26 protein-coding genes are annotated in these 26623 nt (G+C 50.1%); 21 read left to right on the forward strand and 5 right to left on the reverse strand.

All coding sequences use genetic code 11. From position 1 onward, the window contains the following. Positions 1-1094 precede the first annotated feature (1094 nt). The 17 genes from KTH89_RS12520 to KTH89_RS12600 all read left to right on the forward strand — a co-directional run bounded on the left by KTH89_RS12520 (position 1095) and on the right by KTH89_RS12600 (position 17568). Complete coding sequence (locus tag KTH89_RS12520) at positions 1095-1490, forward strand: zinc ribbon domain-containing protein (RefSeq protein WP_158348519.1); 396 nt, start codon at positions 1095-1097, stop codon at positions 1488-1490. 2 nt (positions 1491-1492) lie between these two features. Continuing rightward, the gene (locus KTH89_RS12525) at positions 1493-2332 is read left to right on the forward strand and encodes a DUF5685 family protein (protein ID WP_238721941.1); all 840 of its coding nucleotides are present in this window, start codon (positions 1493-1495) and stop codon (positions 2330-2332) included. Further along, positions 2329-2985 (forward strand): J domain-containing protein, encoded by a 657-nt coding sequence (locus tag KTH89_RS25120; protein ID WP_238721942.1) that lies wholly within the window; start codon positions 2329-2331, stop codon positions 2983-2985. The genes KTH89_RS12525 and KTH89_RS25120 overlap by 4 nt, the downstream gene beginning before the upstream one ends. A gap of 558 nt (positions 2986-3543) precedes the next feature. Next, on the forward strand, positions 3544-4785 hold the full coding sequence (locus tag KTH89_RS12535) for an AfsR/SARP family transcriptional regulator (RefSeq protein WP_238721943.1): 1242 nt from the start codon (positions 3544-3546) through the stop codon (positions 4783-4785). 556 nt (positions 4786-5341) lie between these two features. Further along, positions 5342-5809, forward strand: a complete 468-nt coding sequence (locus KTH89_RS12540; RefSeq protein WP_238721944.1) for a hypothetical protein — start codon at positions 5342-5344, stop codon at positions 5807-5809. Next, positions 5806-9009 (forward strand): vWA domain-containing protein, encoded by a 3204-nt coding sequence (locus tag KTH89_RS12545; RefSeq protein WP_238721945.1) that lies wholly within the window; start codon positions 5806-5808, stop codon positions 9007-9009. Before KTH89_RS12540 ends, KTH89_RS12545 begins: the two co-directional genes overlap by 4 nt. A 26-nt stretch (positions 9010-9035) precedes the next feature. Further along, on the forward strand, positions 9036-9713 hold the full coding sequence (locus tag KTH89_RS12550) for a hypothetical protein (protein ID WP_238721946.1): 678 nt from the start codon (positions 9036-9038) through the stop codon (positions 9711-9713). A gap of 12 nt (positions 9714-9725) precedes the next feature. Beyond that, positions 9726-10352 carry a BsaA family SipW-dependent biofilm matrix protein gene (locus KTH89_RS12555; protein ID WP_158348506.1) on the forward strand — a complete coding sequence of 209 codons (627 nt, stop codon included), beginning with the start codon at positions 9726-9728 and terminating at the stop codon, positions 10350-10352. A 39-nt stretch (positions 10353-10391) separates the two neighbouring features. Further along, entirely contained in the window at positions 10392-11237 is an 846-nt protein-coding gene (locus KTH89_RS12560) for a BsaA family SipW-dependent biofilm matrix protein (protein ID WP_158348504.1), read from the forward strand. A 115-nt stretch (positions 11238-11352) separates the two neighbouring features. After that, positions 11353-12240 carry a BsaA family SipW-dependent biofilm matrix protein gene (locus KTH89_RS12565; RefSeq protein WP_238721947.1) on the forward strand — a complete coding sequence of 296 codons (888 nt, stop codon included), beginning with the start codon at positions 11353-11355 and terminating at the stop codon, positions 12238-12240. Between the two features lie 33 nt (positions 12241-12273). Continuing rightward, positions 12274-12795, forward strand: coding sequence for a signal peptidase I (locus KTH89_RS12570; RefSeq protein WP_238721948.1), 522 nt, complete (start codon positions 12274-12276; stop codon positions 12793-12795). Then, entirely contained in the window at positions 12779-13624 is an 846-nt protein-coding gene (locus KTH89_RS12575) for a BsaA family SipW-dependent biofilm matrix protein (RefSeq protein ID WP_238721949.1), read from the forward strand. Before KTH89_RS12570 ends, KTH89_RS12575 begins: the two co-directional genes overlap by 17 nt. Positions 13625-13668: 44 nt before the next feature. Continuing rightward, the gene (locus KTH89_RS12580) at positions 13669-14340 is read left to right on the forward strand and encodes a SipW-dependent-type signal peptide-containing protein (RefSeq protein ID WP_238721950.1); all 672 of its coding nucleotides are present in this window, start codon (positions 13669-13671) and stop codon (positions 14338-14340) included. Continuing rightward, a complete protein-coding gene (locus tag KTH89_RS12585; protein WP_238721951.1) occupies positions 14321-14854 on the forward strand; it encodes a signal peptidase I in 534 nt (177 codons plus the stop codon). The genes KTH89_RS12580 and KTH89_RS12585 overlap by 20 nt, the downstream gene beginning before the upstream one ends. Beyond that, positions 14851-15543 carry a TasA family protein gene (locus KTH89_RS12590; protein ID WP_238721952.1) on the forward strand — a complete coding sequence of 231 codons (693 nt, stop codon included), beginning with the start codon at positions 14851-14853 and terminating at the stop codon, positions 15541-15543. Before KTH89_RS12585 ends, KTH89_RS12590 begins: the two co-directional genes overlap by 4 nt. A 29-nt stretch (positions 15544-15572) precedes the next feature. Next, positions 15573-16373, forward strand: a complete 801-nt coding sequence (locus tag KTH89_RS12595) for a sortase B protein-sorting domain-containing protein (protein ID WP_238721953.1) — start codon at positions 15573-15575, stop codon at positions 16371-16373. Positions 16374-16518: 145 nt separating this feature from the next. Next, positions 16519-17568 carry a hypothetical protein gene (locus tag KTH89_RS12600; protein ID WP_238721954.1) on the forward strand — a complete coding sequence of 350 codons (1050 nt, stop codon included), beginning with the start codon at positions 16519-16521 and terminating at the stop codon, positions 17566-17568. Between the two features lie 502 nt (positions 17569-18070). Here KTH89_RS12600 and aroE read toward each other — a convergent pair. Beyond that, positions 18071-18931 (reverse strand): shikimate dehydrogenase, encoded by an 861-nt coding sequence (aroE, locus tag KTH89_RS12605; protein WP_238721955.1) that lies wholly within the window; start codon positions 18929-18931, stop codon positions 18071-18073. Positions 18932-18961: 30 nt separating this feature from the next. Continuing rightward, entirely contained in the window at positions 18962-19330 is a 369-nt protein-coding gene (locus tag KTH89_RS12610; RefSeq protein ID WP_238721956.1) for a VOC family protein, read from the reverse strand. A gap of 286 nt (positions 19331-19616) precedes the next feature. Between KTH89_RS12610 and KTH89_RS12615 the strand changes: the two genes are divergently transcribed. Beyond that, positions 19617-20093, forward strand: coding sequence for a TrmO family methyltransferase domain-containing protein (locus tag KTH89_RS12615; RefSeq protein ID WP_158346020.1), 477 nt, complete (start codon positions 19617-19619; stop codon positions 20091-20093). 118 nt (positions 20094-20211) lie between these two features. Continuing rightward, positions 20212-20451 (forward strand): hypothetical protein, encoded by a 240-nt coding sequence (locus KTH89_RS12620; RefSeq protein ID WP_158346022.1) that lies wholly within the window; start codon positions 20212-20214, stop codon positions 20449-20451. An 85-nt stretch (positions 20452-20536) separates the two neighbouring features. On the opposite strand, the gene KTH89_RS12625 is transcribed toward KTH89_RS12620, so the two are convergent. Then, on the reverse strand, positions 20537-21361 hold the full coding sequence (locus KTH89_RS12625) for a MerR family transcriptional regulator (protein WP_238721957.1): 825 nt from the start codon (positions 21359-21361) through the stop codon (positions 20537-20539). A 585-nt stretch (positions 21362-21946) separates the two neighbouring features. Then, positions 21947-22831 carry a helix-turn-helix transcriptional regulator gene (locus KTH89_RS12630; protein ID WP_238721958.1) on the reverse strand — a complete coding sequence of 295 codons (885 nt, stop codon included), beginning with the start codon at positions 22829-22831 and terminating at the stop codon, positions 21947-21949. A gap of 112 nt (positions 22832-22943) precedes the next feature. Between KTH89_RS12630 and KTH89_RS12635 the strand changes: the two genes are divergently transcribed. Then, on the forward strand, positions 22944-24296 hold the full coding sequence (locus tag KTH89_RS12635) for an MATE family efflux transporter (protein WP_238721959.1): 1353 nt from the start codon (positions 22944-22946) through the stop codon (positions 24294-24296). Between the two features lie 62 nt (positions 24297-24358). Beyond that, positions 24359-24994, forward strand: a complete 636-nt coding sequence (locus KTH89_RS12640) for a sugar O-acetyltransferase (protein WP_238721960.1) — start codon at positions 24359-24361, stop codon at positions 24992-24994. A 440-nt stretch (positions 24995-25434) separates the two neighbouring features. Here the strand turns inward: KTH89_RS12640 and KTH89_RS12645 are convergent, their stop codons facing one another. Further along, complete coding sequence (locus tag KTH89_RS12645) at positions 25435-26613, reverse strand: ROK family protein (RefSeq protein WP_238721961.1); 1179 nt, start codon at positions 26611-26613, stop codon at positions 25435-25437. Positions 26614-26623: the final 10 nt, after the last annotated feature.

The following is a 26623-nucleotide window of genomic DNA, read 5'->3' on the forward strand; positions in this document are numbered from 1 at the left end:
CGGTTCAGAGGCTCTTGCCCGTCGGACGTGAAGTCCGCCGTGCATCCTGAATCCGGCTTTCCGATTTCACAAAGCGTATTCACAGCCGCCCTATACGCCCCCAGGGAGATACAAAAGAACCCGGCCGCCCGGAGCGTCCCCGGATACCGCCCGCGGTTCCAAACCGTAAGCAGCGGACATACGAAGCCTCCAGGAAGAACGCTAAGCTAATGCGACAGCGCCTGGTGAATTGGCCCGGTTCCTGAATCTGCCGCCCGGATTTCACAAAGCAGCAGCCAGCCCTCCGCCCACCCAAGGACAGGCGTCCGTCCCACCCGGTGTCCCCGGCCGGAAGCCACCATCCCGCCCCCCAGGGTTCTTCCCTGCCTGGTGATAACTGAGTTTTTATGTGTATGATTTTGCGCTAATTGAAAGAACGGTATAGACCGTACACCGTAAAGAAAACTACATATTAAGAAATATTCAAGAGGAAGCCTTATCCTGAAATACATTGCAAATTAAATCAGTGCTCATTTCGAAAAAAGAAGAGGTAAGCATACTCCACAGAACCAACGTATATCAACATTTCTTCTATAAAAAAGTAAACATATTCCTCAGATCCAGTGAAAACCAACGCTTATTATTCAGGAAAGGAAAGAAACATAAGCGAACCCAAGGCAGCACCAAAGTAGGAGGGGGCAGGAGCCAGGGAAGCGTCCGGGGCGGGGGGACTGCGGGAACTGGGCGCGAATCGCTTGAGGCCGCGCCTTAGAACGGGTTACGCAGAAGAGGGCGAAACCTCGCAGGACCCGGGGCACTGTTTGAGCCGCATTTTGGCGAGTTTGCCCCGGGTCCTGCTAATCAGAGGTTTCTCCCTCTTCGGAGTTACCCGTTCTTAGGCGTGGCCGAAGCGATTCGCGCCCAGTTCCCGCAGTCCCCCCGCCCCGGACGCTTCCCTGACTCCTGCCCCCTCCGGCCCTTAGGGCCCCTAGGCCCCCCTAAACCGCAAGTTCACAAAACTTTTAGAAAAATATAATGAGTGGTTTATTGACTTCCGGGGGTGGAGGGTATAAAGTTACCAAATAGAATAAGCGGTAGAGGAGATTGGTATTGAGATGAAGGAGAAGTTTCAGAGATTTATGATGGGACGCTACGGAGCCGACGCGCTGGGGAAAATGATGATCGGGCTGGCGTTGGCGCTTTTGGTGCTCAGCCTGTTTTTCAGGAGAGGACCCTGGTATTTGCTGGCCCTGGTTGTTTTGATCCTTACGTACTTCCGCATGTTTTCCAGAAATGTGCAAAAGAGATATGCGGAAAATCAGTGGTACTTGAAGAAGATCGGGCCGGTGAAGGGCTGGTTCGCCCGGCAGAAATCTTATGCGGCGCAGAGAAAGACGCATCATATCTATACCTGCCCCAACTGCAAACAGAAAATCCGGGTTCCCAAGGGGAAAGGGAAGATCAGTATCCGCTGTTCGAAGTGCGGCACGGAATTTATTAAGAGGAGCTAGGCATGTTCGGATATATTACCATTAATGCACCGGAATTAAAGATCAAGGATTATCAGACCTATCATAGTTTTTACTGCGGGATGTGCCGCAGTTTAAAGAAGAAGTACGGGCGGTTCGGACAGCTGGCCCTGAATTATGATCTGACGTTTTTGGCTATGCTGCATACGGGGTTATATGAACAGCCGGAAGAGGTGGACAAGCACTTCTGCGCGCTGCACCCGACCAGGAAGATGGAGGCCTGCAGGAATCTGGCGGTGGAATATGCCGCGGATATGACGATGCTGCTGGCCTATTTTCAGTATCTGGATCACTGGGAGGATGACAGAAATGCGGCGTATCTGGCGGAGGCCGCTGTGCTGAGGAAGAAGGTCAGAAGACTGGCGGGCCAGTATCCCAGGCAGTTCCGGGCTGTGGTCTGTTATGTAAAAGAGTTAAGACTGGCGCAGCAAAAGGGCGAGTCGGATCTGGATGAGATCGCCGGGCTTACCGGCAATATGCTGGGAGAGATCTTCGTCATGCAGGAGGATGAATGGAGTGGCATTCTTCGAAAAACGGGGTTTTTCCTGGGCAAATTTATTTATCTGATGGATGCCTACGAGGATCTGGAAAAAGACGAGAAGCAGGGGAGTTATAACCCTCTTTCTTTCTGGAAAGAGAAAAAGCCGTTTGAAGAATGGAGTCGTTCGATCCTTACTTATATGATGGCGGACTGCTGCAGGGAATTTGAGAAGCTTCCTATCCTGCTTCATGTAGACATCTTGAGAAATATCCTGTATTCTGGTGTATGGACGAAATTCGATCAGATCACGCAGAAGCGGACGAAGGAGGAGATCGGGGGATGAATCCATACGAGGTGCTGGGTGTCACACCGGCTGCTACGGATGAGGAGATCAAGAAAGCATACCGCAGATTGAGCAGGAAATATCATCCGGATGCGAATATCGGGAAACCGGGAGAAAAAGAGGCCGAGGAGAAGTTTAAAGAAGTCCAGCAGGCCTATAATGCGATTATAAAAGACCGGGAAAACGGTTATTCTTCTTATGGAAGCAATAACGGGGGCGGCTTTGGCGGCGGGTTCGGTAGTTTCTACGGAAACGGCGGTTTCAACAGGCAGCAGGGCGGCTATCAGGATACCGCTTCTGTGGAGATGCAGGCCGCAGCGAATTATATCAACTCCGGGCATTATAAAGAAGCGCTGAACGTGCTGGAGGGTATCCGCAGCCGGGATTCCAGATGGTATTATTACAGCGCCATTGCCAACTCTGGAATGGGAAATAATATACGCGCCATGGATATGGCCCGGCAGGCCGCGGCCATGGACCCGTCCAATCAGGAGTATCAGCTGCTGCTGCAGAGGCTGGAGGCTGGCGGAAGCTGGTATGGGACGATGGGAAAAGCCTATGGCGGGCAGCCGGCGGCAGGAATGAATAATCTGTGCTGCCAGCTTTTGCTTTGCAATATGCTTTGCAACTGCTGCTTTTGCAGACCCTATTAGAGGCATTCTATTGAAGGCCGTACCGGCAGCGGGAGGCCGGGATGCTCCGGACAGCCGGATTCATTTGCCTCCCTGGGAGCGCAGAGGGCTTACGTTTACATACGCTAAGTGGAATCGAAAAGCCGGGTTCAGGAACCGAGCCTAGTCACCAGGAACACGTGATGTGTGCCCGGTGACTAGGCTCTTGCCCGTCGGAGGTGAAGTCCGCCGGACATCCTGACCCCGGCTTTCCGATTCTACTAAGCGGGAGCTCAGCCGCCCTATGCGCTCCCGGGGAGACACAAAGGAATGGCTGGCCGGAGCATCCAGGCCCTGAGCAGCGGGCATTTCCAAACCCGAGGAAGAACCGTGACGGCTTGTTCCTGTTTTTCTGATAAGTAGAAACAATATTACGAAAAATTCGTCAGGAAATTCCCCCCAAAGTACATTTTTATGGACGAAGGTGGGTTGACGCTTGTTCTTGAATTTCATATAATTAAATAAATTATTGTAAGATTAGAGTATTTTGGGCAGTGTGAACGGGAGCAGACGCAGTGCCGGGGGTAAAGGAGAATTACAATGCAGGATAGTGAAGCAGCGCTGAAAGTGCAGATGTTGGGTGGGTTTAATGTTACATATAAAGATAAAACCGTGTCTTTTGGAAGAAATAACATGGCGAAATCCATTCAGCTTTTTCAGATAATGATGATCAACATGGAGAAAGGCATAGGGAAAAGAACTCTGGTAGAGGCTCTGTACGGGCGGGATGAAGTGGAGAACGGCAACAGCAGTCTGAACAATACGATTTTCAGGCTGAGAAGGCAGCTGGAGACCGCGGGCCTGCCGGAAGACCCCTATATTGAGATCAAAAGCGGAGTGTGCACATGGAGTAAGAATATACCGGTGTGGATCGACGTGCTTGAATTCGAGGAGTTAGTGGAGAAGGCGGAAAAGACATCCGACCTGAACGAGAAGACTTCCTTATATATGCGGGCCTGCGCTCTATACCGCGGAGAGTTCCTGCCTATTATGATAGGAGAGGAATGGGCTACCGTAGCGAATGTTACGTATCAGGAAATGTATTTTAAATGTCTGCGGGAAGTCAGTGAACTTCTGAAACAGCAGCGGGAATATGAAAAAGTGTATCAGCTCTGTACAACTGCGGCGCAGATCTATCCCTTTGAGGAGTGGCAGATCTTAAGAATCGACAGCCTGATCGCCATGAACCGATACAAAGAGGCGATGGAGGTCTATGAGGAAGCCACGAAGATGTTTTTCGATGAGCTGGGTCTGACGCCGTCGAAGAAAATGCTGGAACGGTTCCAGGCGATGAGCGGCCATATTCAGCTGCCGGTGGGCAGCCTGACGGATATTAAGGAAGAGATTCAGGAAGATTGCCACGAGGAAGGCGCTTACTATTGTACTTTCCCAAGCTTTATTGACAATTACCGGCTGGTGAGCCGGATGATGGAGAGAAATGGCATTTCCTCTTTTCTGATGCTGTGTACTCTGACGGATTCAACCGGCAGGCCTCTGGAGAAGACGGAGAAAACCCGCGAGGTATCCGAACGTTTTCAGATGGCGGTGCGCAGATCCTTGAGACGGGGTGATCTGTATACAAGGTACAGTCCCTGCCAGTTTTTGCTTTTATTGTCCGGAACGAATCAGGAGAACTGTTCGGTCATTTCCCGGAGGATAGATAAAACCTTCAAGGAAGAGGGCGGAGGAAGGAATAAGATCCGATATCTGGTGACGTCTGTGGTAGATATGAAGGAACATGAAGCGGATAGGCTGAGTTTCAGCAATGTAACCTGGAATTAATGGGAGTGAAAGCGGGAAGAACCAGAAAAGGCCGGAAAAATCAGATTTAAACGTTGCCCGGGTTAGTGAAAGAGTTCAGGAAATAGTACATGTGATAGAATAGATCCGTAAGATAATGGAATACTTTTAAATGTGATGGAATTGGGGAACCGGAGACGGTTTTACCTCCTGAGCAAGTATAGGTTGTGACCTGCATAGTTAGCTATGCAGGTCTTTTTAATATAATAGGAAAGTTCGCCAAATGGCGAACTATTGATAAAAAAACCACAAAATGCGGGCAAAGCAAACAGACAATACTGCGTATAGCTCTGGTTCTTATTGCGTTCCACAACCGCATTCTTATCAAACGGTTTTATGATTCTGTTCCGTTCCCTGCTCATGTCAAACCTCCCTGTGAATAGTTTTTCTTTTATTTTACTAAATTTGTGTTCCGGAAATCCCCTGGAAAAAATAATTTCGCAGTTGCTTATATTGGAACAAAAAATGTAATTCCGAAAGAGATAGCGAAATACTGTTTTTGATATATTGATTTCAGAAGTTGCTGGAGGCGGAAAGAATGTGTAAATCTAAGATGAGTTATACGGCCCCCAATATTCTGAATCTTTGCATTGATGATACCCGAAACGGTGAGGGAAGCGGAAGAATATATCATTGTTACACCAAAGAGCCGATCTTGTTTGAGAACGAGTATCAGATGATCAGACATATGGAACGCCTTTTTGAAAATATCAGTTATCCGCAGGCATCGACGAAAGACCGTTTATTTATAGAACGAAAGGATGCGGCGTTGGAGGAGGCGGTAAGAGTAATGGATCCAAACGAGATCACGAATAAAGGCGGAGAGAAAGGTACATTTATCGTACATGTGCAGTACCGCCAAAACGCGACCTGGCAAGGAGAAGTGGTCTGGGCTGAAAAGAAGATTACCAAGAGTTTCAGAAGTGCTTTAGAACTGTTAAAGCTGATCGATAGTGCATTGGAACAAACGGATACAGAGGAAGCAGAGAAGAGGAGGAAATTATGAAGGATAAAAGATTTTTAACAGTGGTAGCGATTATCCTTTGCCTGACGTTGATATTGGGAAATGGTTTCCCTTCCCTGGCGAGCGATGAAAAGGGAGAAGGCGCACAGACAGAGGGACAGATTCCGGAACCTTCAGAGTCACCGGCAGGGAGCGAAGCGCCGGCGCCGGCATCGCTGCCGGTAGTGACGGATACGCCGGAACCTGGCCGGACGCCGGAGACAACGGAAGTGTCGAACGCCGGATCAGGGCCGGTGACACCGGAACCCACCCAAACACCGGAACCCACCCAAACGCCGGAAGCGGACGGGGAGAACGGTACGGCGGATGGAACCCCGGCGGTTACCCCAAGTCCCACGCCGGACGCAGAAGAGAATCTTTTGGACGCAGAGCCAAGTCCTACTCCGTCAGCGCCTCCCGTAAGCCCTGACGTACAGGCAGACATCCCTTCGGCGGTGGAAGAGGAAGAGAATTTAAAAGGTTTTGAGGCCGGTTACATAGATGAAGACGTAAATATAGAAGTAACCGCGCTGCCGGGCGTATTGCCCGAAGACGCCGTCTTAAAGGTAGTGCCGATCATCCGGCAGGAGATACCGGAAGAGACGGAGGCGGAAGAAAGAAGCAGGCTCGAGGACATAAATTCAAAATATGACCTGACAAAAGCTAAACTGGAAGAGTCGGCGGCGGAACAGGAAGACACGGTAATCGTGGGATTCAAAGCCTATGATATCAGCTTTTATATCACCGATGAAGAGACCGGGGAAGAAAGTAAGATCGAACCGACCGGCGACGTATCCGTCAAAATGAATTTTATCACTCCCATTGTTCCGGAGGATACTGAAGAGACAGAAGACGGAGAAGCTCCGGAAAACCAGATTGCGCCGATGGCTCTTACGGAAAATGAGGAGCTGCCGGAGATCCGGCCCGTGGTTAAGCATCTGAAGGAAGATGAAAACGCGGAAGACGGTATTTCACTGGTGGATATCACGGACCAGTCCGCGGTAGGAGTGGAAGACGGCGGTGCCATTACAGATGTGGCCTTTGTGTCCGACAGCTTTTCCGTATTCACGGCGGCCCTGATGGCTTCGGGTCCTCAGCTTGCGGCTGCCGGTGAAAGTAATTTTTCGAATCTGAGGTTCTATAACTATAAAGATTTAAATAACAGCGACAGAAAGCAAATCTCCGAATATTACGACAGCAGCAGGCCTGCCCTGCGGCTCCAGCGGGACCAGACGCTTACGAACCTGGAAGAGATCGGAAACGCGCTGGTAACCGACGGGAACAAGGCGTTCGGAAACGGGCTGTATGGGCCATATGGCGAACTAAAGGCGGTAACTACCAAAAAAGGCGCCAAAGTTCAGCAGATCAGATACGTAAAGTCCGGCAAGAACTATACATTCCAGTACACTACGGACGGAAAGAACTGGTCGGACCTTTCGAATAAAGACGACGACCGCCTGTATTTCTACTTCCAGGTGTCTGACCGGATCGATACCGGATCGGGGGACGAAAGGCCGCTGCCCGGCTATGAACCGGTGGAACACAATAAGCGGATCGATTATCTGGGAGACGGGAATCCGAATCCGGATACAAGGCTTGCCGATGAAGACAGCTATCGTCTGTACCTGGATATACTGGGTATTCCCAAACAGGAATCGGAACCGGTGGATGTAGTTCTGCTCCTGGACCGTTCCGCCAGTATGGTGAATAACAGGATGGAGGATGGCAGGACCAGACTGGAGCATCTGCAGGATGCCGCCAAAGCCGCGGTTAACACCTTTATGACGGAGGGCAGGAAGAATCCCAACCGCATGTCCATCATCACGTTCAGCAACGGCGCGAAGGAATATGTATCCTTTACCGAGACCAGCCTCCAGAACAAAGAGACGCTCTGTGAAATTATAGACGGAGAGTATAAAGGAAAAAATATCTGGGAGAACAAGTCGGGAACGAACTACCAGGCGGGACTGCAGGAAGCCAAAAGAATCATAGACGGGGACCAAAGCGGACGTAAAAAATATGTAATCTTTGTTACGGATGGCCAGCCTACCTTCTATTATGGCCCTTCCGGCACCACGCTTCATGGGTCGGGATCGAGTATTGATGACCAGACCGCATACTGGAGTAAGTACGCGGCGGCGCAGATTACCGGAATTTCAGGCTTTTATTCCGTGGGTATCGATGACAGCGGCTATAAGACCTATCTGACCGAATTGGCGAACCTGGTCGGGGCGACCGAGAGAATGTACTTATCCGGCAATAACACGGCTCAGCTGGAAGAGACATTTGCAGCCATCGTCAGCTCCATCACAAAGCAGATATCACATGTGTCCATCACCGATACGCTAAGCGATTATGTGGATTTTATAAAAACGACTGGCAGCAGTCCGCAGGCCACAAAAGACAGCATCGGGCTGGTGGTTACGAAGCAGGGGCCGGCAGATGCCCGGCCGGTAACGCTGGATTCAAGTATTTATAAATTAGAGATTAAAGGAAAGACCATAAAACTGATTTTTGATGAGGATTATTTCCTGGAGTCGGGAACCCGCTATACCATGTCCTTCAATGTAAAGCTGACGGATCTGGCTTATGAGACACCCCTTAAGGACACGGGCGATCCGGACACGGATTATGACCGGAAAAATCCGGTCAGCAGCGGAAGGCTGGGACTGTACTCCAACACGACAGCGCAGATCCATTACCGGGAAACGATTCGGACGGAACAGGGATATACTTACCAGAATATGACCGAGGATTACCAGAAGCCGGTAGTGGCGGCCAACGAAGGAAAGTTCCGTGTGCAGAAATACATCGACAATTACCGGGAAGATCTGGAGAATGACGAATTTATGATCCAGATCCTGGGACCGTCAGATAATCCGGTGAAAATGGGAGCGGTTCTGAAGGCCGTCAATGGTACGGGAACGGCAAGTCCGGTGATTAAGGTATCAAAGACAACCAAGTTCCAGATCACGGAGACAGTTCCGCAGGAATATGAGAAGAGCGATACCTATCTCGTCGTGAAGGATGCCGGGACCAACAAAGAAGTGACCGGCAGGATCAGCGGCGACGGCAGTTATGTAACGGTACAGCCGGGAGACGACCTGATCGTCGAGGTACACAATAGTTTCGAACACACAGGGTATTTCCACAATACAGACAGCGTGTTTAATATATTCAAAGCGTACAGAGGGAAAAGTTAAAGATTTGGAAGGAGGAACTGTGGAAAATGAAGTACATACCAAAACGTAATTTCAGATACCGGGTATTCCTTCCGCTGCTGGCCCTGCTGGCTTTGCTGGGGACCGGCGGTACCTACGCGTGGAAGCAGTGGAACCTGTCCGTGGTAAATGAGCTGAAGTCCCATACGACGGAGACTGAAATTACAGAAAAATTTGACCAGGGTTCGTACACAGAAGCGACCAAGACAAAAGAAGTGAGTTTTAAGAATACGGGAAGTTCCTCTGTTTTTCTGAGAATGAGTTATGAGGAGTATTGGACAAAGCAGGACGGAACAGAGGAGATCTACCTGTCGAACACCGTAAACAACAAGGATGTGGCGGTCAAGAACTGGACCGGCGGTTTTAAACCGGGAAGCGGAAGCAAAGACTGGTGGTACGGAGGCGACGGCTGGTATTACTACACAAAGGTACTGGCTTCACAGGGATCGACCCCGAAGGTGCTGGCTAGTGTTACTTTTCCGGATTACCTGAATCCCGCCTATACCGATTACCAGGGGGCCGATTACACTCTGTATTTCAAATCGGAGGTGGTGCAGTTAAGTGACGGCCCGGGAACTCTCAACAGCGCAGAGGTGAACGCCGATGCCACAAGCACACTGTTTGGTATGAAGGCAGCGGTAGACGGTCAGGGTAATGTGACCTGGTCGAAGCCGGACACGAATTAGGAGGAGTGGGAAATGAAAGATAAGTTAAACAGGCTCCCCGGAAAAACCAAATTCAGAGTTCTGCTTCTGGTCGGATTAGCCTTCGCACTTGTGATTGGAAGCACGGTCACCTATTTTGCAAACAGCAATTCGCTGCCCAATCCGTTTCAAACCAATAAAGCGGAGGTTGTGGTGATGGAGCAGTTCGATCCGTCCGACAAATGGGTGCCCGGAGAGCAGAAAAAGAAGGAAGTCTGGTTTGAGAACGACGGAGAGCAGGATATGCTGCTTCGGTTTCAGCCGCAGATCAGCTGGAAGGACCTTAAGGGCGGCGGTCTGCCGGCGCAGATCCCGGACGACGCGGTGACTTTGGATTACAGCCAGGTTATGCCGGGAGGAACCAACGTCCAGTGGGTATTGATTGACGGCTGGTATTACTATAACAAAGTGTTCCATGCGGGAGAATCTACCGAGCAGGTTTTAAAATCCGTAACGTTCAGCAAGACGCTGACCAACGACGGTCATGACGGGACAGATTACTCCAATGTGCAGTGCGATGTGGCGATCAAAGGAGAGACCGTTCAGGCCGATGCACAGGCGGCGCAGACCATATGGGGACGGCAAGCGCTCATCAGCGGCGATGACGTCCGGTGGAAGTAAAATTCATTCATTATAAATAGAAAATCAGGAGGAAGAAAGATGAAAAACAAGAAAATGGCAGCTGGTATCGCAGGGTTGGCAATCGTGGCCCTGGTAGGGGGTTCCCTGGCTTATTTCAACCAGACGATGTCCGCATCCAATAACTTCAGCACAAAACAATACGGTTCCACCCTGACCGAGGATTTTACACCGGAAGAGGGAAAAGACTGGGAGCCGGGCGTAGAAGTAAATAAAGATGTGGAAGTCGTCAATACCGGAGATATGCCGGTGGTAGTACGTGTGAAACTGGAAGAGAAATGGACCAGAGCCGGTGAGGACGCCGCTTATAAGACAAACGATGCTGTGGTAACAACGGCGGCAGTATCCCAGGTGGATCCCGAGGACGGCCTGACTCCGGCACAGGACGGTACGGTTGTAGCGAAGAACCTGATCACCACAGGATGGACCAAGGCCGACGACGGCTGGTACTACTTCAACACGCAGTTAGAGGCAGCCGCAAGCACACAGAAATTCCTGGATTCCGTAACCCTGGCGGCGGATACCGATATGGGTAAATATACGGTGACCAAATACTACACGGAACTGGAAGATATCAAGGCGGCAGAGGCGGCCGGAGTTACCGGCGACGCGGCCACCGGCTGGAAAGAATACACAGATCCGATGCCGATGACAGCATTACATAATAAGACGGTAACGGCGGCTGATCCCGACGCAGTCGGATACAGCGGCTCCAATTACAGCCTGACCATTACCGCACAGACCTGTCAGGCTACCGACAAGGCAGTCAATGCGTTCTTTGGAAAAGATGTGGACGGCGTTACACCCGTAACCATACCGGCGGACGTACTGGCCGGCTGGAATCTTCAGGCGGAAGATATTCAATAAAGCAAAAATAAGAAAGTAAGCTTTCGTACGAAGCTGGTAATTGTGAAGGAATAAAAATGACGGCCCGGTGTATGCCGCAGAGGCATACGCCGGATGAAAAGAAAGGGGATATCACATGAAAAAGAACAAAAAAGTACTGGTACTCAGCGGACTATTGGTCCTGGCTATGGTAGCCGGCGTGTTGGCATACTTTAATAAGACCACCACCATCAACAACCCGTTCTCCACCAAGTCCTACGGCGGGGAGACCGTCGAGAAATTCAACCCGGGCGAAGGCGAGGACTGGGAACCCGGAGCCACCGTTGAAAAGCTGGTAACCGCCACGAATACAGGCGACTATCCGCTGTATGTGAGAGTAAAATTCGATGAGACCTGGACCAGAAAAAATGAAAGCGCTGCTTTCATCGACATCAAGGCAGGCGACGCGGCCATCGAGCCCGGAGCTACCGCTAAGAAGATCCTGAATGTATTCCAGACGAAAGACGCGGCTGGTGAGAACGACGGTATTGCAAATGTGAACGCAGACGACACCGTAGTAGCGAAGAACCTGGTAAATATCACCGGAACCGATGCAAAATGGATCGACGGAAAAGACGGATACTTCTACTACTACAAGCCTCTGGAGCCCACCGACAGCACAGAAGCGCTTCTGGAATCCGTAACGCTTGCGCAGGACGCAGATATGGGCCTCTATGGTTCCGTGATCACCTATGCGCTGTGTGCAGATCCCGATAAGAAGCTGACCGCTCCTCCGGCAGACGCCGTATGGAAATCTGAGGCAGAACTGCTGGCTGGTTCCGGCGCGGCTACCGTAGCGGATTTCATGAAATTAGACCGGAATAAAGGCATGGCGCTGTTTACCAAGAACACCTCCGCACTGGAAGCCGGACTGTCCGGATATGCGGATGCCAATTATTTACTGACGATCACCACTGACTTCGTACAGACCTCGGCAGATGCACTCACGGCTGCGGGCTGGACGCTTCCGGCAGGAGTACAGTAAGCCGGCGGACACGAAAAGTAAAGGCTGGAATTTATGAGACTATTAAAACATATATTCAGCGTCCTTTCCTGGATTGTATTCGCAGTAATCATCGCGTATGTGTTGATCGCCGCGCCCATGGTGGCCGGGTATAAGCCGGTAGTCGTACTAAGCGGCAGTATGGAACCGGCCTACCATGTGGGCAGCGTGATCTACTACAAGAGCACCCCGTTTGAACAGATCAAGGAGGGGGATGCGATTACGTTCAAAGCCGGAGAAGACGCACTGGTGACCCACCGGGTGACAACCAAGAATGAAATCAGCAGGACCTTTGTCACAAAGGGAGACGCGAATCCTTCTGAGGATGCGAATCCGGTAGATGCCGCCAATGTGATAGGAAGAGCGTCAGAGCTCTCGATTCCCTATGCAGGATATTTTATATCCTATGGGAAGCAGTTGCCGGTAATCATCGCTATGGCGGCGGTTATCATAATCAGTATCATATTAGACAGTCTTTATCCCAAGAAAAAAAGGGAGACAGAAAGGGCTGAACAAGAGAATGAAGAGAAACAGTAAAGGAAAACTGATTTCCCTGATTGCTGTGGTATGTGTATTCTTGATTGGGGGAACGATCGCATATTTCAGCGACCAGGAAACCAAAGCGAATACGCTGACCATGGGCAAATTCAATTCCGATCTGCACGAGGAATTCGATCCGCCCTCTGACTGGAAGCCCGGAGTAGAAGTCGAGAAGAAGGTAAGGGTTGATAATACCGGAACCGTAGATATGATCGTTGCAGCCAGGTTTGACGAGAGCTGCGTCAGAAGGGAAGACGTGTATCTGAAAAGATATAACAACGAGACCAAGGAGCTTGAGGATATCTTAGTGGCCAACGCCGGTGAAAAACTTCCGGTAATCTTCGATATCCAACAGCAGGATGGACAGATCGTGTCTTACCAGGAAGTAGCTGTCAAGAACTTCGGAGCTGATGTAACAGAGTACATCGAAGGATCCGATCCTTCGGCGTACGAAGGCAAATGGGTATATACGTACGATGTGAAGAATGGCGTCTATTATTTCCTCTATATGGGGATCGTGGAAGCTGGAAAATCATCGCCGCAGCTGCTCGACAGCGTCACCATGAACAGCAGGCTTGAAAATGTTGTGTCGAATACCGAGCAGGTATACTGGTATGACGAGGAAACCGGTAAAAATAAGCAGTCATTTACGTATCAGAATTCCGAATACGGATATGATGCCGTGGATTACAAGCTGGATATCACCGCCAAAACCCTTCAGGCCAGTGGAAAAGCGATCCAGAGCGAATGGTCAACCGATACCGGGATCATACCGGACAATTTTAAGGAGCTGCTGACGCACCTGGAAGACATGTGCGGTAAGTAGCAGCCGGTGGGATCTTTGGCAGAGAAGATAAAGGAGAAAACCTGATGAAAAAGAAAAAGAATTTGATAAAAATCATCAGTATCATGGCATTGCTTGCTGTGGTGATCGGGATAGGCGCAACACTGGCTTATTTTACCGATTATGATTTCGCTTCCAATATTATCGGTGCCGGCCATGTGGACATCATCCTGACAGAGGACATGGCAGACCCGGAGAATCCGGAAGGCCCGGCGATTCCCTATGTGGATCCTGTGAATCTGGAGCCGGGCGCCGTGATATCCAAAATGCCGAAAATAACGGTTGCGGAGGATTCCCTGGACAGCTACGTGCGTGCGGTGGTCACGGTCACGAATCCGGAAGCTGCCGTTCCTCCTGTAACGATCGAGAATATCGATATCGATGAAAACTGGGTTATCGTTGCGGATCCGAAAGAAAGCGGCACATGGTACTGCTATTATATCGGAGGAGAAGACGAAGGCATCTTAAAGGCCGGAGACTCCGTATATGTATTTAATCAGATTGAATTGCCCGGAGCATGGGAACTTGAAATGAATGACCAGAAAATTCTGGTGGATGTGGTCGCGCAGGCTGTTCAGGCAGAGGGATTTACCCCGACCTATCAGCGTGACGCGGGCGGTAACATCATCTCCTGCGCGTGGTTAAACGCGGATGGCGAAGAAGTGGAAGCGGAAGTTTATGCAGGCACGAACAAATAAGCGGACGGAAAAAAGGATGCTGCCGGGGATATTAAACGGAATCGGAATCGTACTGATGACAGGTATCATCCTGATTTCCCTGCCGCTGGTGCTGCCGAAGGTGTTCGGATACCAGATCTACGGTATTCTGACGGACAGTATGGAACCTGAGTATTCCGTAGGGGAGGCGGTCTTTGTAAAGCCGGTGACCCCGCAGGAAATCAAGGTGGGAGATGCGATTACCTTTCGGCTGGGCACGGACAGTGATCTGACCGCGACCCACCGGGTAGTCCGGATTGAAGAAGAGAAACAACAGTTTATTACAAAAGGGGATGCCAATGTGTCGGAAGACACCACGCCGGTCAGTTACAGCCGCGTAGTTGGAAAAGTAGTATTCGGCATTCCGCTGCTGGGTAGATTATCGTTCTATCTGCATTCCTACACAGGAGTCATAGTCTGTATCGCGGCATTTGCGGTGGTGCTGGCCCTGTGGGTGGCTGCGGAGAAGTTGAAGTCAAAGGAGAGTGCAAAGTGAAAAAAAAGTTAATACTCATGGGTGTGGCGGCGGCTCTCGTTACGATAACATTAATCGGTGGGTCACTGGCCTACTTCCAGGCTACTGGCCATCAGGTGCAGCAGCAGATCAATACGAAAACACTGGAAATCCAGCTGAGTGAAGCAGGGCAGGATGGGAGTGGCAAAGAGATCTACACCGAGCTGCCGAACGGAACGGTCTTCGTGGATAAGATCGCGCCCGGTTCGATTATTCCGAAAGAAGTCTGTGTTACCAATACAAAGGATACCGATCTTTATGTCCGCCTCACCATCACGAAATACTGGGGGAAGGATTCCAACAGCGGAAATGACGCGGATCTTAAGGCCTTTGAAAAGGATATGAATAAGGATGCCGGTAAGATTATCCTGGAGCCGGTCAACACAGCGGGAACAGCCGGAAGCGGGGACTGGATATTACAAAGCGAAGACAAAGAACAGCTGGTTCTATATTATACAAAACCTCTGGCGCCCGGGCAGAACACATCCATCTTCATGGACCGGATCGGGATCTCTTCTGATCTGAAAAATGAGTACGCGGATCTGGGCATTGCATTAAAAATGCAGGCAGACGCCGTGCAGACCTTAAAGGGTCAGGATGCGATGATGTCGGAATGGGGCGTGCTTGCCACTATCGACGGCGCCGGAAATATTTCAAGCATAGAAGAGTAGCCGGATACTCGGGAAAGAAGGAGGATATCATGAAAAAAAGAATAATGGCTTTGAGCATGATACTGACGCTTGTGTTCGGCTTATCAACCGCGGCCTATGCGGATGATACGACTCCCACCGCAGTATTCGACGGGAGCGATGAGATCAAATACAACTATCAGGATACGAATAATTTCGGAAATGCATTCGCCAATATGCTCCCCGGCGAGGACCGGACTCAGGAGATCGTGCTTCAGAATACTTCCGATCAATCGGTGGATTTCTTCATGCGGACGGAAGTCCTGAAGGCTTTCGAAGATACGGAGCAGCGGTCCAACGCGGCCTATCAGATCACATTGACCGTGACGAAGGGGGCCGATACCACGACGATCTACGGCGGCGCGGAAGCGGACGGAAGCGTCAGAGTCGGCGGTGACGAACAGGGCTTAAAGAATATGAACGGCAGTCTGAATGATTGGCTGAAGCTCGCTACCCTAACGAAGGGGGAGAATGCTGTGATACGCCTGCAGGTATATCTGGACGGGGAATCCCACAGCAATGACTATCAGGCGGCTGAAGGAACGTTCCAGTTCGAATTCCGGGCCGGATATGAAGAACCCACGGTGATTAAGCAGCAGAACCAGGACAAAGTGGTTACGAAGACAGTCGTCACGGACGGCCCGGTCAACCGAATCGTCCGTCTGGTTCAAACCGGAGATAACGCGCCGATTTTCCTGTTCGTGCTGCTGGCAGTGGCAGCGGTGATCGTGCTGGCCGTTGTCGTGGTAAAGAAAAAGAAAAAAGATGATTCAAATACCGGGGACGCGGCAAATGAGGAGAAAACGGAATAATAATGTCGTTGACCAGGAAAAATTTACGAAAAAATGTCTTATGAAATAGTTGGCGAAAGTGTATGTCTGCTATAGTTATCCTAACGGGACAGAACCGGTCTCTGTCATAAGGGACCGCAGTATGTTCGGGAAAGGCGGAGGAGCAATGAAAAAGACCGCAAAAAGTTTATTTCGTATGGCAATCATCACCTGTCTGGGAATCTGCCTGACCCTGTCGGCAGCGCCTATGACGGTAAGGGCTGATGAAAACCAGACAGTGGAAAATACATATACAGTTACCTATCGTCCGGGAAATATCGCGAGATTTCGCGACAGCCTGTACGACGAATACGTGGGGCAATATACAAGCGGCGCAGTGACCCGGAGCCAGGCGACCGGAAGCATTAAGATCACCGTACCGGCGGGAGCCCCTTATCCAAGAGTTCCGAATGCCGGTGATGTGGAATTTGACGCGGCCTATGAGGGCAAGTATTATCTGGATACCGCCAGCTGGCCCACACAGCAGACCGTCACGGAAAACGGGGATTACGTAGCGGATTACATCGCATTGGTCGATTCCGTTGAGTACACAGTACGTTTTGTGGATGCGTCCAGCGGCGAAGATGTGGCCCCTCCCGTGATCAGCATGGGAAACAAAAATACGAAAATCACCTATACGGCCAGAAATATCGAGGGCTACCAATATGACAGCTATGTAAAAGAGATGACTCTTGGAAGTACCGGAACGGAAAATATCATGAAGTTCCAGTACACCAGCACAACAGGCCCCAACGTTATCATTGAGGAGATTCCCGGCCGTACGATTACGGATTATGATTATGTGCAGGGCCCCGGAACCGACGTCTATGAAAATGTAGCGGTGCCGGCAGCCAATGGAAACCCTGGCGGAGGCGGCGCGGGTAACGCGGCTCCCGAGGGAGAAGATACCACCACAATCCCGGAAGAAGAGGTACCCTTAGGCGACGGAACACAGGACAGTGACAATGAAGGCGCTGTCGGTGATGAAGCGGACGGTGGTCTGACGGAAATTCCTGAGGAAGAAGTCCCTCTGGGAAGCGGGGAGGAAACACCCGGAAATGTAAGCCCGCTGTTACTGGGCGGAATCTTTGCCGCAGTGGTCGTACTGGGCGGAACGGCATTCCTCCTGGTTAGAAGAAAAAATCGGATGAATCATAATACATCTGATAATGAATAAGTTGATTTCCCTTTATCGGTGCAGAGGAACCTATGTAGCAGAGCATAGGTTCCTTTTAATTGCACGGATATAGGCTGGGGAGGTTCTTCCTCGGGTTTGGGTATGCCCGCTGCTTACGGCATGGAACCGCGGGCGGTATGGTATACAGGGACGCTTCCGGGCGGTCGGGTTCTTTTGTATCTCCCTGGGAGCGCGGAGGGCTAGCGCTGGAATCCGCTAAGTGAAATCGAAAAGCCGGATTCAGGAACCGAGCCTATTCACCAGGAACACGTGATGTGTTCCCGGTTCAGAGGCTCTTGCCCGTCGGACGTGAAGTCCGCCGTGCATCCTGAATCCGGCTTTCCGATTTCACTAAGCGTATTCACAGCCGCCCTATGCGCTTCCAGGGAGATACAAAAGACCCCGGTCGCCCGGAAGCGTCCCCGTATACCATACCGCCCGCGGTTCCATGCCGTAAGCAACGGGCATACCCAAACCCGAGGAAGAACCGCAGAGGAAGCGGCTATTGGAATTCTTTTAAGAGAGCAGCCTTCATAATATCCCGGGGAGCGTCCAGGCCGGTCCAGAGCTTTATATTGATTGCGCCCTGATTTACCAGCATGGCGCAGCCGTTCAGCGTATGGCAGCCCCGGTTCTGGGCCTCCGTAAGGAAGGGAGTCTGGGGAGGATTCGGTATCACGTCGCAGACTACCATGTTCGGCCGCAGGGAGTCATAGACCAGATCGGGGGATGAGGTGTCCGGATATAGGCCGATGCTGGTGCAATTAATGAGTACATCCGTGTCTGCCGGCAGCTCATAGGAATGATCCCAGAGGACGAAATCCGCCTTGACCGGAGTCTTGGCGCGCAGTAATTCCACCAGATCTTCGCCCCGTTCCCGGCTGCGGTTCACGACGGTGATCTTTCCGGCGCCGGCCAGAGCCAGTTCCACGGCGATCGCCTTAGCCGCGCCGCCTGCGCCCAGCAGAACATAATTTTTGTCTGTTATGGGGATCTGTTCTTCCTCCAGAGCTTTGGTAAAGCCCTTGCCGTCGGAGTTTTCCCCGTAGGTCTCCCCGTCTTTCAGATAAATGGTATTTACCGCGCCGATGATGGAGGCGGCATCCGAAATGTGATCCAGATATTTCATGACCGCTACCTTGTGGGGAATCGTGCAGTTGGCGCCTTTCATATGCAGGGCCTTTATCGATTGTACTGCGGTCTCCAGATCCTGGGGATAAACCTCAAAAGCGTTGTAGATCCAGTCCAGTCCGAGGGCCTCAAAAGCCGCGTCCATAATAACTACGGTGGGATTTTCGTCAACGGGTGAACCGAAAACGGTGATAAATTCTTTGCGGTAACATTTCTCATTGGTGTCCGGCATAAAAAAACCTCCTTGTCTTTTCATCTTGTTTTATTTTTTCACGGGAAGGATCTCGATCCAATAGCCATCGGGATCTGAGATAAAATATATTCCCATTTTTTCATTTTCATAGCAGATAATCCCCATATCTTTGTGTTTCTGATGCAGGCCCTCATAGTCATCGGTCACAAAAGCCAGATGGAATTCACATTCTCCCAGGTTATAGGGTTCTGTCCGATCGGCCAGCCAGGTCAGCTCCAGAGAAAATCCCGTGGCCCCGTCCCCCAGATAGACCAGATGGAAAGAGCCGTCCGAAGCGGTCTTTTCCCGAACCGGCGCAAGATCCAGCGCATCCTTATAAAATTTCAGGCTTCTGTCCAGATCCAGGACATTGAAATTAAAATGATTAAAATGAATCATACAGTTACTCCTCTCTTGTGATACAGTCGGTTTTATGCTGCAAATCCGCCCGAAGGGCATGTATTGTATTGATGGGATACTGTTAAGTATACATTATTGAGCAGCGAATGCTGCGAATCCGCCCGAAGGGCATGTGTTGATGGGATACTGTTAAGTATACGTTTTTAAACAGAAGAATGCAAGGAAATGGAATAACTTTTAGGGGAACATCTTTTAGCGGTATTGACTCTCACATGATGTGAGGGTATAAGATCACATCACAATACGTATGAAGGAGGAAATGAGCATGAAACAGCTCTATGTAAAACCAATTGGAGAAACAGGTACAGATGAGGATGGGATGTATATCCAGCTGAAAAAAGAATACTTACCCGGTCTGAAAGGACTGGAAGGATTCGGAGCCATTCAGGTGATCTGGTGGTTCAGTGACTTTGACAAAGAGGAATACCGGTCGGTGCTGGAGTGTCCGTCGCCCTATAAGAACGGTCCTGACAGCATGGGCATATTTGCAACCAGATCACCGATCCGTCCCAACCCGGTCGCCATAACTGTCTCAGACATCACCGGGATCGAATGGGAAACCGGAAAAATCCATCTGGCCTATATCGATGCCCACCCGGGCACTCCGGTACTGGATCTGAAACCCTATACGCCCAGTATGGACCGGATCGAACATCCACAGGTACCCGGCTGGTGCAGTCATTGGCCCGACAGTGTGGAAAGTTCCGGAGACTTTAACTGGGAGGCCGAATTCAATTTTTAAAAGGACAGCAAGAAAATGACCGATGTTCCCTTCATAAAAGCCGCCGTCCCAATAACGGAATAAAAACAAAAGGATCGCACAAACTATCCCTATCCTAACGAAATCCGGAGGCGTGCATATGAAACAAGATCAAAGCAAACTCATATCCAAACAGGAACAAAGCAGACCTGTATCGAGACAGGAACAAAATCAGCCCGTTTCGAGACAGGAACAAAATCAGTCAACCTTAAAACAGGAACAGGAGCGTGCGGAAATGATCCGTCAGAACTCCAAGTACCGGGAAGGAAATAAGCCGGAACCGGACAATAATCCCTTCTTTGAAAATCACAGCAATCCATTGAGCAGCAAGGGAAACTGATGAGCAGACGATTTTCTCAGATATGGGGCGGACATCCCACCCATACCTGAGAAAAACTGCTTTACCCTTACAGTACCAATGGAAATCAATCCCGCCGTTTTAGCGGTACCTGAATCTCCGTCAGATAACGTTCCGGATTCTCTTCATTAAAAGGGCCAAGATGGCAGATCTGCCGGACAGTATCTTTCATTTCATAATACCGGTGTTCCTCCAGCCATCTGGCAAAGGTATGATAAGCCGTGCCGATATTCTGATAAGGTCCATAGACCATTACGCAGGCCATCAATTCCTCCCCTGCGATCAGCCGGTACACAAAATCTCCCCGCCCTATGCCGGGTTTTTTTACCAGACAGCAGACCTCCACGTCAACCTCGCTATCTCCCTCGTTCTCATCATAAAACAGGGCCAGATTATTCACGCCTGTATCCAGCGCCACGTGTTCTTCCATCACAAAGCGGTTCAGCTCAAACCATAGATCCCCTTCGCAAAAATGATCCGGAATCCGTCTCCTAAGAGACAAAACCGACAACTCCGGAATACTTTTTAAAATCACATTACAGTGTACATCCAGGTTCCTGGCCTGAACATCCCGGACGGCGATATCGATCTTATCCACTCGGTCCTGTATCTTGGCCACCTCGGCCAGCAGTTCCAGCTTCTTATGCTCCAGCAGATCGGTTATGGGCATGTCCTGCCAATGCGCAAGTGCCTGAGCGATCTCGTTCACCTGAAAATCCAGATCCCTTAAGAAAAGGATTCGCTGAAGCTTAGGAATCTGTTCCGATGTATAACTGCGATAGCCGGTAACCGGGTCCGTCCTGGAGGGCTTTAAAATACCCTGCTCATCATAATACCGCAGCATCCGGACAGATACCTGCGTCAATTTTGAAAATTCACCTATTTTAAACATTGTTTTGGGGAACCTCCTGGGGGTGTTGGGGGGGCCGGGCCTGAGGAAGCCGGTTGGGCCGGGGAGCCGGGGGACGTGGTGCGTCTGCTGCGGATCGGTCCGGCGGGAGGCCCGTTCTTTCGGGCTGTCTGGCGGGGGAGGCGGAAATTGGCCGCGCTCCGGGGCTGTGGGCTTGCGCCGGCAGCTGCTAAATAAAAACGGGCCGGCGGGGTCAGGAACCGGGGCTATTCACCAGGAACGCATGATGCGTTCCCGGTTCAGAGCCCCTTGCGTGTCGGCGTGGAACGCCGCCCCGCATCCTGACCCCGCCGGCCCGTTTTTATTAAGCAGCTGCACGGCCGCCCAATGCCCCGGAGCGCGGCCAATTTCCGCCGCCCCCGCCAGACAGCCCGAAAGAACGGGCCTCCCGCCGGACCGATCCGCAGCAGACGCATCACGCCCCCGGCTCCCCGGCCCAACCGGCTTCCTCAGGCCCTGCTTTAATATGTGCCAGGTTGCAATTTGCTTGAAATGTTTAGGATTATTGCTTATTTTATAAGCATAACCGGTTATGCAGCATACTTCAAGCTTTAGATCGGTGTAGAGTTAGATTGGGTAGACAGAAAGCGATTTACGATATTGTAAGGGTGTGATTCCGTATTTTCGCTTGAACGTTTCACAGAAATAGCTGCTGCCGCTAAATCCGGATTCTAATGCAGTTTCGATCATAGTTTTATCGGTGTTTTTTAATATTGTTCTGGCCTGCTGCAGACGATATTCCGTTAAATATTCGATTGGCGATGTACCCGTGTGTTTTTGGAATAATAATCCGCACTGTGACTTGCTGATTCCGGCAGAATCGGCGATTTGTTTTAATGTTATTTTTTCGGTATAGTGTTCTTGTATATAGCGAATCATTCGCTTTAGCAGAAGTCTGGTTTGATCCGGGATTAGGCTTTTGGTATCTGTGGGGGGAAGATTTGTTTGTAAATCTATGTAAATGGACAGAGCCGATAGCTGCATCAACAATGCGGGATTTTGAAGATGTTCCAGGCCGGCAGCTTGTTTGATTTTATCAAGAGTCTTCCTGTGCCACGGAATCTCTGATTTTAGTATAACGTAAGGATAAGCGCCGTCGTGAATCATCGGGGAAATGTAATGATCTTCAATGTAGCGGTTGGCAGACAAAATTTCCGGGTGAAAAAGTATACAAACAAAATGACATTCCGACAGATCCTTAGAAAAACCATAGTGCAACTGACATGAGTTGACGAAGATTCCATTTCCTTCCTCTAACAATACGATATCTTCATTGATGTGATACCACATGTGTCCGTTTATGATGTAAATGAATTCAAGATCGTCGTGCCAGTGGCTGATTGCACTGAAACCGTCATAGGCGGAAAGATAAGATGAATGTATGTAATATGGGACTTCGGGATTATTATAAATAACTCTTTCAGAGCCGTCTGATTTGACCGGAACCTGCATAATAGCTCCTTTCTGTGTGATTGTTATATAATTATGGAATATTACGCATGATTATCTTGGGATATTGTTATATTATGGTATCATTAGTAAAAGGAAAAGACAAGGAGTGTATATGAAGAAAACAGAATTACATAACAAAATTTTGTCGCTGGTGCTTCCCATCGCCTTTTCCCAGTTTATGCTCACTCTGGTCAGTGCCTGTGATGCCCTGATGTTGGGAAAGCTGGCGCAGAATGCAATGTCTGCGGTATCTTTGGCGGGGCAGGTAGCATTTGTTCTGAGCTTATTTACGGCTGCCCTGACGATTGGGGGCAGTATGTTCGCGGCACAGTATTGGGGAAAGAAAGACATAGATGCGGTGGAACGGATATTTGCTCTCACGCTGCGGGTGAGCGTCGGGGTCGGCTTACTGTTTACAGTGATATCTTTTATAAATCCATATATTTTTATGAAGATTCTGACCAATGAAGAGGAGCTGGTTGAATTAGGTACAGGATACTTGCGAAGTGTCAGCCTGTCCTATGTTTTGTGCAGTATCAGCCAGATTTATCTCTGCATCATGAAGAACAGCGGCCAGGCCAGATTATCAACTTTAATCAGTTCTTTGGCGGTCATTTTGAATATTGTATTAAATGCGGTCTTGATTTTTGGGTTGTTTGGATGCCCGGCACTGGGAATTTCGGGTGCGGCCTATGCAACAGTTATTGCCAGAGCGATGGAATACGGAATGGTTAAAATCAATGCACAGCGTTCCGAAAGTATTCACCTGCGTCTGCATTGGCTTTTGAAACCGGATAAGGATCTTCAAAAGACAGTCTGGAAACATACACTGCCTGTATTAGGAAATGAACTTGTATGGGGACTTGGCTTTTCCGTATCCGCTGTGATGATCGGACATTTAGGGACAGATGCGGTAGCGGCAAATTCCATTGCATCCATTGTCCGGAATCTGATTGCCTGCTTCTGCATTGGTCTTGGATCAGGGGGCGGCATCCTGGTAGGAAACGCGTTGGGCGCCGGCAGACTTGAGGATGGAAAAATTCTCGGCCGGCAGATTACAATCCTTGCCCTGGGAAGTGGGATCCTATCAGGAATTATTTCAATTCTGCTGATACCAATTGCGCTCAGCGTGATAACCCTTAGTCCGGGCGCAGAGCATGATCTGGTATGGATGCTTGGTATCAGCAGCATCTGGATGGTAGGAAAATCCGTTAACTGCGCAACCGTTGGCGGCATTTTCTGTGCAGGCGGTGACAGCAGATTTGGATTATTATGTGATACGGTAACCTTATGGGGAATCATAGTACCGCTTGGCCTGCTGGCTGCATTTATCTTAAAACTTCCGGTGCTTGTTGTATATTTCATTGTTAATATGGATGAACTGATAAAGCTTCCCGCGGTATTTCGTCATTACAAAAAATATAAATGGGTCAAAGACCTGACAAGATTGGGGGAATGTGTATGACAAAGACAAACAGATTACGAAGGAAGATCTGGAAGAAGAAAAAAGATTGAGAGGTATGGGAAATGAATCAAATTGAGAGAAGAGATGCAGGGCTTCCGTATATTTCGGATGACAGCGTCATGGAACAACAAAAACAAGCACGCAGGCTGACACAGGAACTAAATACGGTGGACCGGTCAGATTTTAAAAAGATTTCTGAGATAGTAAAAGAACTGTTCGGAAAATCACAGGGAGCCTTTGTGAATCCGCCGTTTTACTGTGATTATGGATTTCATATTGAAGTCGGAAAAAACTTCTTTGCAAATTACAATTGTACGATACTGGATGTTGCAAAAGTCAGGATCGGCGATAACTGCCAGATGGCACCGAATGTTTCCATCTATACCGCCGGTCATCCGGTACATCCCCTAACCAGAAACACCGCATATGAATATGGAATCGAAGTTACAATTGGCGATAACGTTTGGATTGGCGGCAATACGGTCATATGTCCCGGTGTCCATATCGGCGACAATGTAGTCATCGGAGCAGGAAGCGTGGTCACAAAAGACATTCCGGACTGGAGTATAGCAGCCGGAAACCCCTGTAAAGTGATTCGAAAGATCACCGATGCAGACAAAAAACTATATTACAGAAATCAGGAATTTGATGAAGCAGGCTGGACTGACGCCTGCCGAATCATTAGAGAAAAACAGTAATACCAGCAGTCCGTTCTCCAAGTCCTTACGCACTTAGCGGTAAGCCACTAACAATCAAAAGCAAAACCAGTAATGAAAACCGAAGAAAACAGACCAAATCCAACCCCAAATCACAGCACATTGCAACCCGGCTAATATTAGTGCAGGGATGAGAGGTACGGGATGCGCGGGGCCTTGCGGGAACCGGTGGAAAATCCCGTGGCGCCAATTCGCTTGAGGCCGGACCTTAGAACGGGTTACGCAGATGGAGGGAGAACCTCGCAGGGCCTGGAACACTGTCCGAGCCGTACTGTGGCGAGTTTGTTCCAGGCCCTGCCAATAAGAGGTTCTCCCTCCATCGTAGTTATCCGTTCTTAGGTCCGGCCGAAGCGAATTGGCGCCACGGGATTTTCCACCGGTTCCCGCAAGGCCCCGCGCATCCCGTACCTCTCATCCCGTCCCTACCCGAAAAACAGCTCCCCAACTCTGGAGCTTCCCCGGAAGACCCCGTTTAAGACACAGCAGGTACTTCCCAGAAGCTGCGCGTTATCCCCAAAATGGGAGCGAAGCACGGGGATAGGATGATCCTTGGCCAGCTTGATCTCATTGATCGTCTTCTCCATCTGCGCCACATTTTCATCCGGCAGATAGACCGCCTCGTGTCCCAGGATGATCGCCTGGGGATTCAGCAGATTGACCGCGTTAATAAGCGCGCTTGATATCTTGTCCGTCATATCCGATAAAATAGGCGCAATGGCGGGATGGGACGGATCGGTACAAAATTCACGGAAAGTCAGATACTGCTTGGTGGCTTCCCTAAGCTGCCGCTGGATGATGGACGCGCTGGCGTAGGTCTCCAGACAGCCCCGGTTCCCGCAGGCGCACAGGTTGCCGTTATAGTCGATGCTGGTGTGTCCTAACTCGCTGCCGTAGCCGGCCGCGTTGTGATAGAGCTGCCCGCCGGATATGATGCCGGAGCCGATTCCGTTGGTGACACCCAGGAATATAAAGTCTTCATAGCTGCGGCCGATGCCATAGAAACGCTCGGCCAGGGCCGCGCAATCGTAGTTATTGTCCAGATACGTGGGAACGCCGTAGCATTTCTCGAAGATCCGGACAATGGGTATATTATTGATTCCGTAAAAATTAGTTGGGTTTAAGATGATGCCGTTTACCGTGTCTACAGGGCCTAAGGAAGCGATCCCGATCCCGGCTATGGGGTCGGAGGTCTTTTCCTTGACTTTGTCAACCAGTCCGAAGAGGATATCCAGCAGCCGGCTGCTGTCGCAATGGGAAATCTCAGCGGTCTTTAGGGCCAGCATATTAAGTTTTAAATCACACAGGACCGCGGAACAGGAATCCCGGTTAATGAGGACGCCGATGACTTTGGGGGCGTCGGGGGAAATGTCCAGATAGATGGGAGTCCGCCCGGGTGTAACCGCCCGGTCTGATCCGGTTTCCCGGACCAGATGGCGGTCGATAAATTCCGAAATGATGTTAGTGACCGACATTTTGGTCAGCCCGGATTGTTTGGAAAGCTCGATCCGGGAAATCTCATTTCCCGTAGCGATTAACTGCAGGATCAGGCCGCGGTTCTGATATTTTAGATTCTGATTGTTGATTCCTGTTTTAGACGGCATGCGATAACTC

Origin of the sequence: Diplocloster agilis (assembly GCF_019042275.1) — a bacterium.
Taxonomy (GTDB): Bacteria; Bacillota; Clostridia; order Lachnospirales; family Lachnospiraceae; genus Diplocloster; species Diplocloster agilis.

Excerpts from the sequence above, each read along its gene's own strand:
- KTH89_RS12520 (WP_158348519.1), top strand. The coding sequence starts at position 1,095 with ATGAAGGAGAAGTTTCAGAGATTTATGATGGGACGCTACGGAGCCGAC.
- KTH89_RS12525 (WP_238721941.1), top strand. The coding sequence starts at position 1,493 with ATGTTCGGATATATTACCATTAATGCACCGGAATTAAAGATCAAGGAT.
- KTH89_RS25120 (WP_238721942.1), top strand. The coding sequence starts at position 2,329 with ATGAATCCATACGAGGTGCTGGGTGTCACACCGGCTGCTACGGATGAG.
- KTH89_RS12535 (WP_238721943.1), top strand. The coding sequence starts at position 3,544 with ATGCAGGATAGTGAAGCAGCGCTGAAAGTGCAGATGTTGGGTGGGTTT.
- KTH89_RS12540 (WP_238721944.1), top strand. The coding sequence starts at position 5,342 with ATGTGTAAATCTAAGATGAGTTATACGGCCCCCAATATTCTGAATCTT.
- KTH89_RS12545 (WP_238721945.1), top strand. The coding sequence starts at position 5,806 with ATGAAGGATAAAAGATTTTTAACAGTGGTAGCGATTATCCTTTGCCTG.
- KTH89_RS12550 (WP_238721946.1), top strand. The coding sequence starts at position 9,036 with ATGAAGTACATACCAAAACGTAATTTCAGATACCGGGTATTCCTTCCG.
- KTH89_RS12555 (WP_158348506.1), top strand. The coding sequence starts at position 9,726 with ATGAAAGATAAGTTAAACAGGCTCCCCGGAAAAACCAAATTCAGAGTT.
- KTH89_RS12560 (WP_158348504.1), top strand. The coding sequence starts at position 10,392 with ATGAAAAACAAGAAAATGGCAGCTGGTATCGCAGGGTTGGCAATCGTG.
- KTH89_RS12565 (WP_238721947.1), top strand. The coding sequence starts at position 11,353 with ATGAAAAAGAACAAAAAAGTACTGGTACTCAGCGGACTATTGGTCCTG.
- KTH89_RS12570 (WP_238721948.1), top strand. The coding sequence starts at position 12,274 with ATGAGACTATTAAAACATATATTCAGCGTCCTTTCCTGGATTGTATTC.
- KTH89_RS12575 (WP_238721949.1), top strand. The coding sequence starts at position 12,779 with ATGAAGAGAAACAGTAAAGGAAAACTGATTTCCCTGATTGCTGTGGTA.
- KTH89_RS12580 (WP_238721950.1), top strand. The coding sequence starts at position 13,669 with ATGAAAAAGAAAAAGAATTTGATAAAAATCATCAGTATCATGGCATTG.
- KTH89_RS12585 (WP_238721951.1), top strand. The coding sequence starts at position 14,321 with ATGCAGGCACGAACAAATAAGCGGACGGAAAAAAGGATGCTGCCGGGG.
- KTH89_RS12595 (WP_238721953.1), top strand. The coding sequence starts at position 15,573 with ATGAAAAAAAGAATAATGGCTTTGAGCATGATACTGACGCTTGTGTTC.
- KTH89_RS12600 (WP_238721954.1), top strand. The coding sequence starts at position 16,519 with ATGAAAAAGACCGCAAAAAGTTTATTTCGTATGGCAATCATCACCTGT.
- aroE (WP_238721955.1), bottom strand. The coding sequence starts at position 18,931 with ATGCCGGACACCAATGAGAAATGTTACCGCAAAGAATTTATCACCGTT.
- KTH89_RS12610 (WP_238721956.1), bottom strand. The coding sequence starts at position 19,330 with ATGATTCATTTTAATCATTTTAATTTCAATGTCCTGGATCTGGACAGA.
- KTH89_RS12615 (WP_158346020.1), top strand. The coding sequence starts at position 19,617 with ATGAAACAGCTCTATGTAAAACCAATTGGAGAAACAGGTACAGATGAG.
- KTH89_RS12620 (WP_158346022.1), top strand. The coding sequence starts at position 20,212 with ATGAAACAAGATCAAAGCAAACTCATATCCAAACAGGAACAAAGCAGA.
- KTH89_RS12625 (WP_238721957.1), bottom strand. The coding sequence starts at position 21,361 with ATGTTTAAAATAGGTGAATTTTCAAAATTGACGCAGGTATCTGTCCGG.
- KTH89_RS12630 (WP_238721958.1), bottom strand. The coding sequence starts at position 22,831 with ATGCAGGTTCCGGTCAAATCAGACGGCTCTGAAAGAGTTATTTATAAT.
- KTH89_RS12635 (WP_238721959.1), top strand. The coding sequence starts at position 22,944 with ATGAAGAAAACAGAATTACATAACAAAATTTTGTCGCTGGTGCTTCCC.
- KTH89_RS12640 (WP_238721960.1), top strand. The coding sequence starts at position 24,359 with ATGAATCAAATTGAGAGAAGAGATGCAGGGCTTCCGTATATTTCGGAT.
- KTH89_RS12645 (WP_238721961.1), bottom strand. The coding sequence starts at position 26,613 with ATGCCGTCTAAAACAGGAATCAACAATCAGAATCTAAAATATCAGAAC.